The sequence below is a fragment of the Roseateles sp. DAIF2 genome (genome assembly GCF_015624425.1).
In the GTDB taxonomy this organism is placed as follows: Bacteria; Pseudomonadota; Gammaproteobacteria; order Burkholderiales; family Burkholderiaceae_C; genus Kinneretia.
The window spans coordinates 4,273,849-4,288,474 of record NZ_CP049919.1 but is presented as its reverse complement, the minus strand read 5'-3'; the positions used below and the strand labels follow the sequence as shown (position 1 = coordinate 4,288,474).

9 protein-coding genes and 1 pseudogene are annotated in these 14,626 nt (G+C 66.7%); 5 read left to right on the top strand and 5 right to left on the bottom strand.

The features are described 5' to 3' along the window. The first annotated feature begins 72 nt into the window (after positions 1 to 72). From G8A07_RS19735 to G8A07_RS28295, 3 genes and pseudogenes are all read left to right on the top strand, one after another. Complete coding sequence (locus G8A07_RS19735) at positions 73 to 1,866, top strand: acyl-CoA dehydrogenase (protein WP_195793690.1); 1,794 nt, start codon at positions 73 to 75, stop codon at positions 1,864 to 1,866. A gap of 43 nt (positions 1,867 to 1,909) precedes the next feature. After that, complete coding sequence (locus G8A07_RS19730; RefSeq protein WP_249937064.1) at positions 1,910 to 2,863, top strand: nitronate monooxygenase family protein; 954 nt, start codon at positions 1,910 to 1,912, stop codon at positions 2,861 to 2,863. Positions 2,864 to 2,961: 98 nt separating this feature from the next. Further along, positions 2,962 to 4,215: pseudogene (locus G8A07_RS28295) on the top strand (amidohydrolase family protein). A gap of 160 nt (positions 4,216 to 4,375) precedes the next feature. On the opposite strand, the gene G8A07_RS19720 reads toward G8A07_RS28295, so the two are convergent. Beyond that, positions 4,376 to 5,287, bottom strand: a complete 912-nt coding sequence (locus G8A07_RS19720) for a LysR family transcriptional regulator (protein ID WP_195793688.1) — start codon at positions 5,285 to 5,287, stop codon at positions 4,376 to 4,378. Between the two features lie 112 nt (positions 5,288 to 5,399). On the opposite strand from G8A07_RS19720, the gene G8A07_RS19715 reads away from it, so the two are divergent. Beyond that, complete coding sequence (locus tag G8A07_RS19715) at positions 5,400 to 6,617, top strand: MFS transporter (protein ID WP_195793687.1); 1,218 nt, start codon at positions 5,400 to 5,402, stop codon at positions 6,615 to 6,617. Positions 6,618 to 6,663: 46 nt separating this feature from the next. Here G8A07_RS19715 and G8A07_RS19710 read toward each other — a convergent pair whose 3' ends face one another. The 4 genes from G8A07_RS19710 to G8A07_RS19695 all read right to left on the bottom strand — a co-directional run bounded on the left by G8A07_RS19710 (position 6,664) and on the right by G8A07_RS19695 (position 11,318). Continuing rightward, entirely contained in the window at positions 6,664 to 8,250 is a 1,587-nt protein-coding gene (locus G8A07_RS19710) for an ABC transporter substrate-binding protein (protein ID WP_195793686.1), read from the bottom strand. A gap of 106 nt (positions 8,251 to 8,356) precedes the next feature. Continuing rightward, on the bottom strand, positions 8,357 to 9,940 hold the full coding sequence (locus tag G8A07_RS19705) for an ABC transporter substrate-binding protein (protein WP_195793685.1): 1,584 nt from the start codon (positions 9,938 to 9,940) through the stop codon (positions 8,357 to 8,359). Between the two features lie 101 nt (positions 9,941 to 10,041). Next, positions 10,042 to 10,383: a hypothetical protein gene (locus G8A07_RS19700; protein ID WP_195793684.1), complete on the bottom strand. Its 342-nt coding sequence runs from the start codon at positions 10,381 to 10,383 to the stop codon at positions 10,042 to 10,044. 92 nt (positions 10,384 to 10,475) lie between these two features. Continuing rightward, on the bottom strand, positions 10,476 to 11,318 hold the full coding sequence (locus tag G8A07_RS19695) for an isopenicillin N synthase family oxygenase (RefSeq protein WP_195793683.1): 843 nt from the start codon (positions 11,316 to 11,318) through the stop codon (positions 10,476 to 10,478). 454 nt (positions 11,319 to 11,772) lie between these two features. Between G8A07_RS19695 and G8A07_RS19690 the strand changes: the two genes are divergently transcribed. Continuing rightward, positions 11,773 to 14,625, top strand: a complete 2,853-nt coding sequence (locus tag G8A07_RS19690) for a 2-oxoglutarate dehydrogenase E1 component (protein ID WP_195793682.1) — start codon at positions 11,773 to 11,775, stop codon at positions 14,623 to 14,625. The last annotated feature ends 1 nt before the right edge of the window (position 14,626 follow it).

The window sequence follows — 14,626 nt, the reverse complement described above, 5'->3', positions numbered from 1 at the left end:
GAGCCCACGCCGAAGTCATCGGGCGCCCGACTCCTGGTCGCGGCGCCCTTGTTGTATCTGGAGACAAGCATCATGACCTACCGCGCCCCCGTCAAAGACATGCTGTTCGACATGCAGGAACTGGCCGGCCTGCAGCAGCTGACCGAGCAGATCCCCGCCTTCGCCGACTATGGCCCCGAGACCGCCCAGGCGGTGCTGGAGGAATGCGCCAAGCTCAACGAGGATGTGATCGCGCCGCTGAATGTCGAGGGCGACCGGAACCCGTCCTACTGGAAGGACGGCCAGGTCTTCGCGACGCCCGGCTTCAAGGAGGCCTTCCGCCAGTTCGCCGACGGCGGCTGGCAGGGCCTGCAGCACCCGACCGACTTCGGCGGCCAGGGCTTGCCCAAGACCATCGGCGCCGCCTGCGGCGAGATGATCAACAGCGCCAACCTGAGCTTCGCGCTGTGCCCGCTTTTGACCGACGGCGCGATCGAGGCCCTGCTGACCGCGGGCAGCGACGACCAGAAAGCCATGTTCATCCCCAAGCTGATCGACGGCAGCTGGACCGGCACGATGAACCTGACCGAGCCGCAGGCCGGCTCCGACCTGGCCTTGGTGCGCACCCGCGCGGAGCCGCAGGGTGACGGGACCTACAAGATCTTCGGCACCAAGATCTTCATCACCTGGGGCGAGCACGACATGGCCGAGAACATCGTCCACCTCGTGCTGGCCCGCGTGGCCGGCGCGCCGGAGGGCGTCAAGGGCATCAGCCTGTTCATCGTGCCCAAGTTCCTGGTCAATGCCGACGGCTCGCTGGGCGCGCGCAACGACGCGCATTGCGTCTCGATCGAGCACAAGATGGGCATCAAGGCCAGCCCCACCGCGGTGCTGCAGTTCGGCGACCATGGTGGCGCGATCGGCACCCTGATCGGCGAGGAGAACCGCGGTCTCGAGTACATGTTCATCATGATGAACGCCGCGCGCTTCGGCGTCGGCGTGCAGGGCATCGCGGTGGCTGAGCGCGCCTACCAGAAGGCCGCGCAGTACGCGCGCGACCGCGTGCAGTCGCGCCCGGTGGACGGTTCGATCAAGGCCAGCGCGCCCATCATCCACCACCCGGACGTGCGCCGCATGCTGATGACGATGCGCGCGCTGACCGAGGGCTCGCGCGCGATGTCCATCGTCGCGGCCGCGGCCTATGACGCCGCGCATCACCATCCCGATGCCGAGGCGCGCCAACAGAACCAGGCCTTCTACGAGTTCATGGTGCCGCTGGTGAAGGGCTACAGCACCGAGATGAGCCTGGAGGTCACCGACCTGGGCGTGCAGGTGCATGGCGGCATGGGCTTCATCGAGGAGACCGGTGCGGCCCAGTACTACCGCGACGCCAAGATCCTGACCATCTACGAGGGCACGACCGCGATCCAGGCCAACGACCTGGTGGGCCGCAAGACCACGCGCGACGGCGGAGCGCTGGCGCGCGCGGTGGCCGGCCAGATCGAGGCGACCGAGGCCCTGCTCGGCGCACGCGACAGCGCCGCCGCGCGGTCGGTGCTCAAGCGCCTGCGCGCCGCGCGCCAGGCCTATCTGGACGTGGTGGACTTCATCGTGGCCCAGGCCAAGAGCAACCCGAACGCGGCCTTTGCCGGCTCGGTGCCCTATCTGATGCTGGCCGGCAATCTGGTGGCCGGCTGGCAGCTGGCGCGTGCGCTGCTGGTCGCCGAGGACAAGGTCGTGGCCGGCGTGGATGTCTCCTTCATGACAGCCAAGATCGCCACCGCGCGCTTTTATGCCGAGCACATCCTGAGTCGCGCGGGTGGTCTGCGCGATGCCATCGTCGAGGGCGCCGACAGCGTCACCGCGCTGGCGTTGGACGCCTTCTGATCCCTTCTTCTTTCTGCTCCTCTCTTCGACACGGAGACAACCAGTGCCCCTGCCTCCCATCCTGCAGAACCTGCCGCTGCCCATCATCGGCTCGCCGCTGTTCATCATCAGCAATCCCAAGCTGGTGATCGAGCAGTGCAAGGCCGGCGTCGTCGGCGCGATGCCCGCGCTCAATGCCCGTCCGGCCGAACAGCTGGACGAATGGCTGGCCGAGATCACCGAGACCCTGGCCGCCCACAACAGGGCCCATCCGGACAAGCCGGCCGCGCCCTTCGCGATCAACCAGATCGTGCACAAGAGCAATGACCGGCTCGAGCACGACATGGCCCTGTGCGCCAAGTACAAGGTGCCGATCATCATCACCAGCCTTGGCGCGCGCGAGGACGTCAACGCGGCGGTGCATGGCTGGGGCGGCGTGGTGCTGCACGACATCATCAACAACAAGTTCGCGAAGAAGGCGATCGAGAAGGGCGCCGACGGCCTGATCGCGGTGGCGGCCGGCGCCGGCGGCCATGCGGGCGTCAAGAGCCCGTTCGCGCTGATCCAGGAGATCCGCGAATGGTTCGACGGCCCGCTGGCGCTCTCAGGCTCGATGGCCACCGGCGACGCGGTGCTGGCGGCGCAGGCCATGGGCGCGGACTTCGCCTATATCGGCTCGGCCTTCATCGCCACCGAGGAGGCGCGCGCGACCGAGGCCTACAAGCAGATGATCGTCGCCTCCAACAGCGACGACATCGTCTACAGCAACCTCTTCACCGGCGTGCACGGCAACTACCTGAAGGGCTCGATCGTCGCGGCCGGCATGGACCCGGACCAACTGCCCGAGGGCGATGTCAGCACGATGGACTTCGGCGGCGCCGGCGCCAAGAAGGCCTGGAAGGACATCTGGGGCAGTGGCCAGGGCATCGGCGCGATCCGCGAGGTGGTGCCGGCGCGGGTGCTGGTTGAACGCCTGGCGCGCGAGTACCGGGCCGCGCGCCAGCGCCTGGCGCTCTGAGCGGCACAGCACGCACAGCGAACAAGGCGGGGGCAACCCCGCTTTTTCTTTGGGGCTGGCGGGTTCTAGCATCGGGCGGCAAGCAACCCGGAGAAGCCATGAGCCAGCAGCCCGCCGCGCGCACCGTCATCCACAACGCCACCCTGTTCGACAGCCAGACCCTGGAACTGCTGCCGCACACGACGGTGGTGATCGAGGGCGAGCGCATCGCCGCGCTGAGCCAGCAGGCGCTGCCGGTCGACGACGCGGCCCGGCGCATCGACGCCGGCGGCCGCGTGCTGCTGCCGGGCCTGATCGACGCCCATGTGCATGTGATGGCGGTGACGCATGACGTGCTGAAGCTCAGCAGCATGCCGCCCTCGCTGATCACCGCGTCCAGCAAGCCGGTGCTGGAGGCGCTGCTGGCGCGCGGCTTCACGACGGTGCGCGACGCCGGCGGCGCGGACTTCGGCCTGCAGGAGGCGCTGGCGCGCGGCCTGTTCGCCGGCCCGCGCCTCTTCATCGCCGGTCAGCCGATCACCCAGACCGGCGGCCATGCCGATGCGCGGCCCAAGGGCACGCGCGAGATGTTCTGCACCTGCGCCGGCCTGGGCCTGCCCGGCGCGATCGCCGACGGCGACGCCGAGGTGCGGCGCGCGGTGCGCGAGTAGGTGCGCAACGGCGCCAACCAGATCAAGATCATGGCCGGCGGCGGCGTGGCCAGCCCGACCGACCCGATCGACGGCACGCAGTTTTCGATCGCCGAGCTGGCCGCGATCTGCGAGGAGGCTGAGGCGGCGAATCTCTATGCGATGGCCCATGCCTATTCGTCGCGCTCGATCACGCGCGCGGTGCAGGCCGGCGTGCGCTCGATCGAGCATGGCAATCTGCTGGACCCGGACTCGGCGCGCGCGATGAAGCAGGCCGGCGCCTACCTGGTGCCGACCCTGGCCACCTACGAGGCGCTGGGCGAGGAGGGCGCGCGGCTGGGCTGGTCCGAAGAGATGCTGGCCAAGCTGGCGCGGGTGCGCACGCGCGGCATCGAGGCGATCCGCCTGGCCAAGGCCGAGGGCGTGCCGATCGTCTTCGGCACCGATCTGCTGGGCCATATGCAGGCGCGCCAGGCGCGCGAATATGCGCTGCGCGCGCCGGCGTTGACGCCGCTGGAGATCCTGCAGAGCGCGACCTGGACCGCCGCGCGCATGATGGGCCAGGAGGCATGGCTGGGCCGCGTCCAGCCCGGTGCCTGGGCCGACCTGCTGTTGGTCGAGGGCGACCCGCGCCAGGGCCTGGATATGCTGGCTGCGCCGGAGCGCGGCCTGGCGCTGGTGATGCAGGCCGGGCGCCTGCACAAGAACCTGCTGTCTGCCTGAGTGCCGGCGATGCGCGCCCATGATGCCAGCGCGCCACAAGGTTCAATCAGCACCAAGGGGTCAGCTGATTTTCGGCACTTGGGCATATTCCTCATGCCTGTTGCATCAGGGGCCATATGGGAGCGGTGTGAAGGAGGACTCGGGAGTGATCTGGCTGGTACTAGTCAATTCGCAGCCCGGTAGCCAGCAGTTCCAGAACGGCATCCACCTTGGGCAGCAATTGCCGCCCCAGGGGCCACACGAGGTGGAGCGGCAGGCCGTCGGTTTCCAGTGTCGGCAGCACCTGCACCAGTTCACCGCGTGCGATTTCATCGCTTCCCAGCCAGGTCGCCAGTTGCGCGATGCCGCATCCGGCCTTGACGGCGGCGACCTGCGCCTCGGCGTTGCCGACGATGACGCGGCCCTCCATCGTGCGCCGCTCGACCGCTCCTCCCGCTTCATGCGCGATCAGCCAAGGGCTCGAGCTTCCATCGGCCTTGCCGTACAGCACGGCATCGTGCCGGAACAATTCGGCGCTTGATGCCGGCGTGCCATTGCGGGCCAGATAGTCCGGCGAGGCGCAGAAGATCAGGCGCTCGCTGCCCAGGTAGCGATGCCCGATGGCGGCGGGCCAGTGATCCGGCCCGCCGATGCGCACCGCCACGTCGATGCCTTCGTCCGGCAGATCGACAAAGCGATCGGTGAACGACACATGCGGGCGCAGGTGCGGATGCTGCTGCATCAGTCGCAGCAGCAGCGGCCAGACCCGCAGGCGGCCGAAGGTGGCGGGCATGTCCATGCGCAATCGACCTACCGGCTCGCTGCGCTGCGCGGCCAGCACGGCTTCGGCTTCTGCCAGATCGGCCAGGATACGCACGCAGCTGCGGTAGAACGCGGCCCCTGCATCCGTCAGGGCCAGTCGGCGTGTGGTGCGCTCGAACAGGCGCGTGCCCAGCCGTTCTTCCAGCCGTGCCACGCTCTTGCCGACGGCGGAGCTGGTCAGGTGCAGCCGTTCCGCCGCTGCCGTGAAGCTGCCTTCATCGGCGCTTGCCACGAAGGTTTCGATGCCCTTGAGGCGTTCCGATGGAACCATGCGTCATCCCTATTTGGGAAATTTGGTTTCGAATCATAAGAATATATATCGCATATAGGAAATTCGTTCATCAATAGACTGGCGGCAAACGTCTGTATGCCGGAGTTTTCCCATGTCTTCCCTTGCTGTATCCGGTGACGCCCCAGCGTCCCGTAGCGGCCTGTCCATCGCCATCCTGGCGGTGGCGGCCTTTGTCATCGTCACGACCGAATACCTGATCGTCGGTCTGCTGCCTGCGCTGGCCCGCGATCTCGGGATTTCCATTTCCACCGCCGGGCAGCTCGTCACCCTGTTCGCCTTCACGGTGATGCTGTTCGGCCCGGTGCTGACGGCGCTGCTGTCGCATGTCGAGCGCAAGCGGCTGTTAGTGCTCATCCTGCTGATCTTTGCCGCGTCCAATGCGCTGGCGGCGCTTGCGCCGAATGTCTGGGTGCTGGCTCTGGCCCGGTTCATTCCGGCGCTGGCACTGCCGGTGTTCTGGGGCATGGCCAGCGAGACGGCCGGGCAACTGGCCGGGCCGCAGCGCGCGGGCCGCGCCGTGTCGCAGGTGTACCTGGGTATTTCTGCCGCCTTGTTGTTCGGCATACCGCTGGGGACGCTGGCGGCGGATGCCATCGGCTGGCGTGGCACGTTCTGGATGCTCGCCGGGCTGTCGCTGGCGATGGCATTGGCGCTATCGGTCTTCATGCCGACGGTGGTCCAGCCGCGGCGGCTGCGGCTTGGCGAACAGACCCGCATCCTCAAGGACGCGCGTTTCGTCGCCCATGTCCTGCTGTCCGTGGCGGTGTTCACCGCGATGTTCACCGCCTACACCTATCTGGCCGACATGCTGGAGCGCATCGCCGGTGTGGCTCCGGCCCATGTCGGCTGGTGGCTGATGGGCTTCGGCGCGATTGGCCTTGTGGGCAACTGGCTGGGTGGCCGCTTCGTTGATCGCAGCCCGCTGGGCGCGACGGCCGGGTTCTCGCTGCTGCTGGGCCTTGGCATGGCGGCCAGCGTGCCGCTGGCCGGCTCTCCGGTGTGGCTTGCACTGGCGCTGGCGGCATGGGGCATCGCCTATACGGCCCTGTTTCCCATCTGTCAGGTGCGGGTGATGCAGTCCGCTTCCCATGCGCAAGCGCTGGCGGGCAGCTTGAACGTCTCGGCGGCCAATGCGGGCACAGGGCTGGGCGCGATCATTGGCGGGCTGGTGATTCCGCAGTGGGGATTGGACACCGTCGGCCATGTGGCGGCTGGCATCGCGGCGCTTGCCGTCCTGATGGTGGCTTGGATTGCACGTTGGCTTTCGCGCGGTCCGACGGACGGCGGTACCGGCATCATCGTGAAATGAAAAAGGGCCACCCGAAGGTGGCCCGATGTCGGTGCGCGGGCGCCGCTTACTTGATGTTGGTGAATCGCGCTTCCGGGCGGTCGTCCGAGCGGTGCACGGTCGAGACGCCCTTCTTCATCGCCCAGGGGCGCATCTGGTGGTGGATCGGGATGAACAGATGCTCGTCGCGCATGCGCAGCAGGGCCTCGCGGATCAGGCCGTTGCGCTTGCTGACGTCGGACTCGATCTTCATCGCATCGGTCAGTTGGTCGATCTTGGCGTCGCTGATGCGGAAGTAGTTCCAGTTGCCGTCCGGGCCGGTGGTCTTGGTGCGCACCAGGGACTGGATGGTGTAGAGCGCGTCATAGGTCGGCACGCCCCAGCCGAACAGGAAGAGCTGGTGCTCGAAGCCCTGGATCTTGGGGCTGAAGGTCGACATCGGCTCGGTCTGCAGCTTGGCCTTGATGCCGATCTTGGCCCACATCGAGACCACCGCCTGGCAGATCTCCTCGTCGTTGACGTAGCGGTTGTTCGGGCAGTTCAGCGGCACCTCGAAGCCGTCCGCATAGCCGGCCTCGGCCAGCAGCTTCTTGGCCTTGTCGGCATCGACCTTCAGCGGCGTGTCGATGTCCGGCGTGTTGCCGTTGACGCCCGGGGCCACCATGAGGCCGGCCGGCACCGACAGGCCGCGCATGATGGCGCGCTTGATCGCCTCGCGATCGATCGCCACCGACAGGGCCTCGCGCACCCGCTTGTCCTTCAGCGGGTTCTTGCCCTTGATGTTGGAGCCGCGGATCTCGTCGCTGCCCTGGTCCATCGCGATGAAGATGGTGCGGATCTCGGTGCCTTCCAGCACGGCCAGCTTGGCGTCGTTGCGCAGCTTCTGCACGTCCTGGGTCGGCAGGTCGGTCAGCAGGTCCACCTCGCCGGACAGCAGGGCCGCGACGCGGGTGGCGTCGGACTTGATCGGCGAGTAGGTGACGCTGTCGACATTGCTGGCGTTGGCGGCATCCCACCAGTCCTTGTTGGCCACCATGCTGATCTTCTGGTCGGGCTGCCAGCCGGTGATCTTGTAGGGGCCGGTGCCGTTGGTGTTGCGGGTCGCGAAGGTCTCTTCCTTGACCTTCACGTCCGGCAGGTTGACCGACTTGTTCTTCTCCGCCCAGCTCTTGCTGACCATGCGGAAGTCGACGATGTTGCGCAGCAGGATGGGGTTCGGCGCCGACAGGATGAAGTCCACCGTGTGGCTGTCGATCTTCTTGATCTCGGCGATGCCGTTCACGAAGGCCTGCAGGGTGCCCTGGGGCTGCTTGATGCGGGCCAGCGAGAACACCACGTCGTCGGCGGTGAAGGGCGTGCCGTCATGGAACTTGACACCACGGCGCAGCTCGAAGCGCACCTGGGTCGGGCTGATGTGGGTCCACTTGGTGGCCAGCGCCGGCTCGATCTGGTAGGTCTTGCTGTAGCGGGTCAGGCCCTCGTAGGCATGGGCCAGGATGGCGCTGGTGGTGCCGTGGTTCTGCGAATGCGGATCCAGGGTCAGCACGTCGTTCTGCGCGGCCCAGTGCAGCGGCACGGCTTGCGCGCCGGTGGCGGCCAGCAGTCCTAGCGACAGGGACAGCGCGGCCAGTTTGAACTTGCGACTCGACAACATCTTCTGCTTCCTCCGTGGAATACTGGAAAACGGGCATCCTAGCCCGCCGTCCTCGGGGCAGCTCTAATGGCTTGCCCGGGGCTGGCGCCCCGGGCGGGAGCGGCGCTTATTTGATGTGGGTGAAGCGCGCCTCCGGCCTGTCATCCGAGCGGTGCTCGGTCGTCACATTGGCGCGCATCGCCCAGGGGCGCATCTGGTGGTGCAGCGGCACGAACAGATGCTCGTCGCGCGTGCGCAGCAGGGCCTCGCGGATCATCGCGTTGCGCTTGGGGATGTCGGTCTCGGTCTTCATCGCATCGACCAGCTGATCGATCTTCGCGTCGCTGACCTTGGAGAAGTTGAAGTTGCCGTCCGCGCCGGTGGTCTTGGTGCGCACCAGCGACTGCAGCGCGTACTGTGCGTCATAGGTGGCCACGCCCCAGCCCAGCATGTACAGCGAGGTATCGAACTTCTGGAAGGTCACGCTGTGCTGCGCCATCGGGGTGGCGACCAGGCGGCCCTTGACGCCGATGCGGGCCCACATCGCGACCACCGCCTGGCAGACCTCCTCGTCGTTGACATAGCGGTTGTTCGGGCAGTTCATCTGGATCTCGAAGCCGTCGGGATAGCCGGCCTCGCTCATCAGCCTCTTGGCCTTGTCGACGTCCGGCTTCAGCGCCACGTCGATGTCCGGCGTGTTGCCGTTGACGCCCGGTGCGACCATGATGCCGGCCGGGATCGACAGGCCGCGCATGATGGTGCGCTTGATCGCCTCGCGGTCCACCGCCAGGTTCAGCGCCTCGCGCACGCGCTTGTCCTTGAAGGGGTTCTTGCCCTTGATGTTGGAGCCCTTCAGCTCCTCGCTGCCCTGGTCCAGCGCCAGGAAGATGGTGCGCACCTCGGGGCCCTCGACGACCTTCAGCTTCGGGTCGGCCTTGAGCTTGGCGACGTCCTGGGTCGGCAGGTCGGTCAGCAGGTCGACGTCGCCCGAGAGCAGGGCGGCGACGCGGGTCGGGTCGGACTTGATCGGCAGGTAGCTGAGCTCGGTGATGTTGCTGGCGCGGGCCTTGTCCCACCAGTCGGCGTTCTGCAGCATCGCAATCTTCTGGTCGGGCTGCCAGCCGGTGATCTTGTAGGGGCCGGTGCCCATCACATTGCGCGAGGCGTAGTTGTCCTCCTTGGCCTTGTAGTCCTGGGTGTTGGTGGTCTTGTTCTTCTCCGCCCAGGCCCGGCTCATGATGCGGAAGTCGATGAGATTTCGCAGCAAGATGGGGTGTGGCGCCTCCAGGATCAGATCGATGGTGTGCTCGTCGATCTTCTTGATTTCCTTGATGCCGGTGACATAGGTCTGCATCGTGCCCTGCGGCTGCCTGATGCGGCCGAAGGAGAACACCACGTCGTCGGCGGTGAAGGGCGTGCCGTCGTGGAACTTGACGCCGCGGCGCAGTTCGAAGCGCACCTGGGTCGGGCTGATGAAGGTCCACTTGGTGGCGAGCGCCGGCTCGACCTCGTACTTGTTGTTGTAGCGGGTCAGGCCCTCATAGGCGTGCATCAGCACGGCCAGGGTGGTCGAATGGTTCTGAGAATGCGGATCCATGCTCAGGATGTCGTTCTGCGCGGCCCAGCGCAGCGGGACCGCCTGGACGGCGGCGGTGGCGAGCAGACCCAGGGACAGCGACAGCGCGGCCAGCTTGAACTTGTTGCGGTTCATCTTCGGCTTACTCCAAGAGGCGTGGGGGAGGGGTAGGAAGAATCATCCTAGTCCGCAGCACCGACCGCCGAACTAATGGCTTGCCCGGGGCTGTGGCGTGCTTAGCGATCGTCGATTTCGAGGCTGGCGTCGCAGCCGCTGCCGGCCGAGATCCAGCGCCGCGCCAGGCGTTGCAAGAGCGGCATGCAGCGCCGCGCCAGGCGGCCATGCCAGCCCAGCACCTCCCGCGGCGCGGCCAGCATGCCGCAGACATAGCGCCGCTCCTCGGAGCGCCAGCGCAGCGCGCGGCAGGCGCCCTGGCGCCGGCGACTGATCAGCCTGCCCAGTGGGCAGGGCTCGACCAGGCAGCAGACGCCGCAGCCATTGCAGGGCGCGCCCAGGGCCGGCTTGGCCGGGGCTTCCGGATGGATCTCGATCACGAGCTGACGCGCCTGTTGCCGCATGGGTCCAATGTAGGGCAGCGGTGGCGCCGGCGAAGCCATGAAAAAAGCCGGCGCAGCGGCCGGCTTCTTCCTGCAGCGCGGCGGGGCGCCGGCTACTTCTTGACGCCCAGCTCGCGCAGGCGCTCCTCCAGATAGGTATGGGCGGTGTAGCGGTCCGACAGCACCACATCCTCGCGCGGATGCAGGAACAGCGGCAGCGAGACGCGGCTCTTCTTCGCGCCTTCGCCGCTCGGATTGACGACGCGGTGCTGGGTCGAGGGGTAATAGCCCTGCGAGGCCTCCTGCAGCATGTCGCCGATATTGATGATCAGCATGCCGAAGTCGCCCGGCACATCGACCCAGGCGCCGTCCTTGGCCTGCACCTGCAGGCCCGGCTCGTTGGCCGCGGGCAGGATGGTCAGCAGGTTGATGTCGCCATGCGGCGCGGCGCGCAGCGAGCCGGCGGGCTCATGGCCGGTCAGCGGCGGGTAGCGCAGCACGCGCAGGAGGGTCAGCCGGCTGTCCTGGATCATGTGGGACAGCGGCTCGCGGTAATGCCGGGCGATCTCGGGCGGCGTGTGGCGCTCGACCCAGGACAGCAGCTCGCGCGCCAGGTCGTTGGCCTGCTCGTAATAGCTCAGCGCATCGGCCTTCAGCTGCGGCGGGATGCGGCCCCAGGGATAGACATGGAAGTATTCCTTGATGTCCTTCTGGGTGAAGCCCTTGGCGGTTTCCGAGATCTCGGTGGAGAAATAGCCGTCCTGGGTCTCCTTCGAGAAGGCGTAGTCCTGCTTCTCCTGGCCGTTGAAGAAGGCCAGCCAGTCGGCGTAGATCTTCTCGACCAGGGCCTGCTGGAGCGGGTGGTTGACGAGCACGCCGAAGCCGGTTTCGTGCAGCGAGCGGGTGAACTGCTCGGCCGCGTCCGCGGCCCGGTAGTCAACGACTTTGACTTGCATGGGAACTCTCCTGAATGGTCCCGACGCCGGACCATTCAATCGCGGGGCCCTGGCGCGTGTGCAAGGGCGAGTCTAGGGGATGGGGTGGCGATTCGCAAACGTTTGCAAACGAGCGCTCCGGGCCTTGGGTTTCGGCCGGTTTCGTCCGCGACGGCCCGTTTGTGCGATTGGCGCGCGAAAAATCAGGCCCTCGCGCTTCAGCGCCGGCCCGCTGTTGCCGAGAACCCTCAAGCATGCGCGACAAAAGCACGCCGGCTCATGACAAAGCGCAAGCGGGCACCTAGGGTTAGCCAGCGGTGCTACAGTCCGCCCCGAGACTTTTTTTGGTCCTTCCCGTCCCCTTTTCTGGCAACAGTCAAGGCGGGTCGCAATCCGCCAACCGGTCGAGCCGTGTCGCGGAAGGTTTATTTACCAGCCAGCAGCCTTGGAAACCGGGGCAGAAGGTGAGCGAGAGATGATGCAGCAATACAGGTCGAATTCGTACCTGTTCGGGGGCAATGCGCCTTACGTCGAAGAGATGTATGAGGCCTACCTCGACAACCCGGGTTCCGTGCCCGACAACTGGCGCGCCTATTTCGATGCGCTCCAGCATGTGCCGGCCACCGATGGCAGCGAGGCCCGCGACGTGGCCCATGCCCCCGTGATCGAATCCTTCGCACAGCGCGCCAAGGCCAATGCCTTCGGCAACAAGGCCTCCGGCGCCGACCTGGCCGTGGCCCGCAAGCAGGTCCATGTGCAGTCGCTGATCGCCGCCTACCGCAATGTCGGTTCGCGCTGGGCCGACCTGGATCCGCTCAAGCGCACCGAGCGCCCCAAGATTCCCGAGCTGGAGCCGGCGTTCTACGACCTGAGCGAGTCCGACATGGACATCTCGTTCAGCGCGACGAACACCTATTTCTCCAAGGCCGAGCAGATGACCCTGCGCGAGATCGTGCAGGCCCTGCGTGAGACCTACTGCGGCACGATCGGTGCCGAGTACATGCACATCACCGACCAGGTGGAAAAGCGCTGGTGGCAGGAGCGCCTGGAGTCGGTGCGCTCCAAGCCGTCCTTCAGTGCCGAGAAGAAGCAGCACATCCTCGGCCGCCTGACCGCCGCCGAAGGCCTGGAACGCTATCTGCACACCAAGTACGTCGGCCAGAAGCGCTTCTCGCTGGAAGGCGGCGAGAGCTTCATCGCCTCGATGGACGAACTGGTGCAGCGCGGCGGCCAGATGGGCGTGCAGGAGATCGTGATCGGCATGGCCCACCGCGGCCGCCTGAACGTGCTGGTCAACACCCTGGGCAAGATGCCCAAGGACCTGTTTGCCGAGTTCGAGCACACCGCGCCGGAAGACCTGCCGGCCGGTGACGTCAAGTACCACCAGGGCTTCTCCAGCGACGTGTCCACCCAGGGCGGCCCGGTCCACCTGTCGCTGGCCTTCAACCCCTCCCACCTCGAGATCGTCAACCCGGTCGTCGAGGGCTCGGTCAAGGCCCGCATGGACCGCCGTGGCGACCAGGAAGGCGACCAGGTCCTGCCGGTGCTGGTGCACGGCGATGCGGCCTTCGCCGGCCAGGGCGTCGTGATGGAGACCCTGGCGCTGGCCCAGACCCGCGGCTACTACACCGGCGGCACGGTGCATCTGGTGATCAACAACCAGATCGGCTTCACCACCTCCGACCCGCGCGACACCCGCTCCACCCTGTATTGCTCCGACGTCGTCAAGATGATCGAGGCCCCGGTGCTGCACGTGAATGGCGACGATCCGGAAGCCGTGGTGCTGGCCACCCAGCTGGCGCTGGAATACCGCCAGGAGTTCAACAAGGACGTGGTCGTCGACATCGTCTGCTTCCGCAAGCTGGGCCACAACGAGCAGGACACGCCGGCTCTGACCCAGCCGCTGATGTACAAGAAGATCGCCCAGCACCCGGGCACCCGCAAGCTGTACGGCGAGAAGCTGGTGGCCCAGGGCGTGCTGCCGGCCGACGGCCCCGACGCGATGGCCAAGGCCTTCCGCGCCGCGATGGACGAGGGCCGCCACACGGTGGACCCGGTGCTGACCAACTTCAAGAGCAAGTACGCCACCGACTGGTCGGCCTACCTGGGCAAGAAGTGGACCGACAGCTGCGACACCGCGCTGCCGGTGGCCGAGTTCAAGCGCCTGGCCGAGAAGATCACGACCCTGCCGGGCAACTTCAAGGCGCATCCGCTGGTCGAGAAGGTGATCGCCGACCGCGCCGCGATGGGCCGCGGCGAGATCAACATCGACTGGGGCATGGGCGAGCACATGGCCTTCGCCTCGCTGGTCGCCTCCGGCTACCCGGTGCGCCTGTCCGGCGAGGACTGCGGCCGCGGCACCTTCGTGCACCGCCATGCCGTGCTGCACGACCAGAACCGCGAGAAGTTCGACGAGGGCACCTACATCCCGCTGCAGAACGTCGCGGAAGGCCAGGCCCCGTTCGTCGTGATCGACTCCATCCTGTCCGAAGAGGCGGTGCTGGGCTTCGAGTACGGCTATGCCAGCGCCGACCCGCAGACCCTGACGATCTGGGAAGCCCAGTTCGGTGACTTCGTCAACGGCGCCCAGGTGGTGATCGACCAGTTCATCGCCTCCGGCGAAGTGAAGTGGGGCCGCTCCAACGGCCTGACGATGATGCTGCCGCACGGCTATGAAGGCCAGGGCCCCGAGCACAGCTCGGCCCGCCTGGAGCGCTTCATGCAGCTGGCCGCGGACAACAACATGCAAGTCGTCCAGCCGACGACCGCGTCGCAGATCTTCCATCTGCTGCGCCGTCAGCAACTGCGCATGTTCCGCAAGCCGCTGGTCATCATGACCCCGAAGTCGCTGCTGCGTAACAAGGACGCCACCTCGCCGATCGCCGAGTTCACCAAGGGCGAGTTCCGCACCGTGATCGCCGAGCTGAACGCCGAGATCGATGCGGCCAAGGTCAAGCGCGTGATCGCCTGCTCGGGCAAGGTCTATTACGACCTGGTCAAGGCGCGCGGCGACAAGAAGGACGTGGCCATCATCCGCGTCGAGCAGCTTTATCCCTTCCCGCACAAGGCCTTCGCCGCCGAGCTCAAGAAGTACCCGAACCTGAGCGAGATCGTCTGGTGCCAGGACGAGCCGCAGAACCAGGGTGCCTGGTTCTTCGTGCAGCACTACATCCACGAGAACATGCAGGACGGCCAGAAGCTCGGCTACGCCGGCCGCCCGGCCTCCGCCTCGCCGGCCGTGGGTTACGCCCACCTGCACCAGGAGCAGCAGAAGGCCCTGCTGGAGCAGGCCTTCGCCAAGCTCAAGGGCTTCATCCTGACGAAGTAAT

Coding starts and splice junctions, on each gene's coding strand:
- G8A07_RS19695 (WP_195793683.1), bottom strand. CDS start 11,318: ATGCAAGTCAAAGTCGTTGACTACCGGGCCGCGGACGCGGCCGAGCAG.
- G8A07_RS19720 (WP_195793688.1), bottom strand. CDS start 5,287: ATGGTTCCATCGGAACGCCTCAAGGGCATCGAAACCTTCGTGGCAAGC.
- G8A07_RS19735 (WP_195793690.1), top strand. CDS start 73: ATGACCTACCGCGCCCCCGTCAAAGACATGCTGTTCGACATGCAGGAA.
- G8A07_RS19715 (WP_195793687.1), top strand. CDS start 5,400: ATGTCTTCCCTTGCTGTATCCGGTGACGCCCCAGCGTCCCGTAGCGGC.
- G8A07_RS19690 (WP_195793682.1), top strand. CDS start 11,773: ATGATGCAGCAATACAGGTCGAATTCGTACCTGTTCGGGGGCAATGCG.
- G8A07_RS19705 (WP_195793685.1), bottom strand. CDS start 9,940: ATGAACCGCAACAAGTTCAAGCTGGCCGCGCTGTCGCTGTCCCTGGGT.
- G8A07_RS19700 (WP_195793684.1), bottom strand. CDS start 10,383: ATGCGGCAACAGGCGCGTCAGCTCGTGATCGAGATCCATCCGGAAGCC.
- G8A07_RS19710 (WP_195793686.1), bottom strand. CDS start 8,250: ATGTTGTCGAGTCGCAAGTTCAAACTGGCCGCGCTGTCCCTGTCGCTA.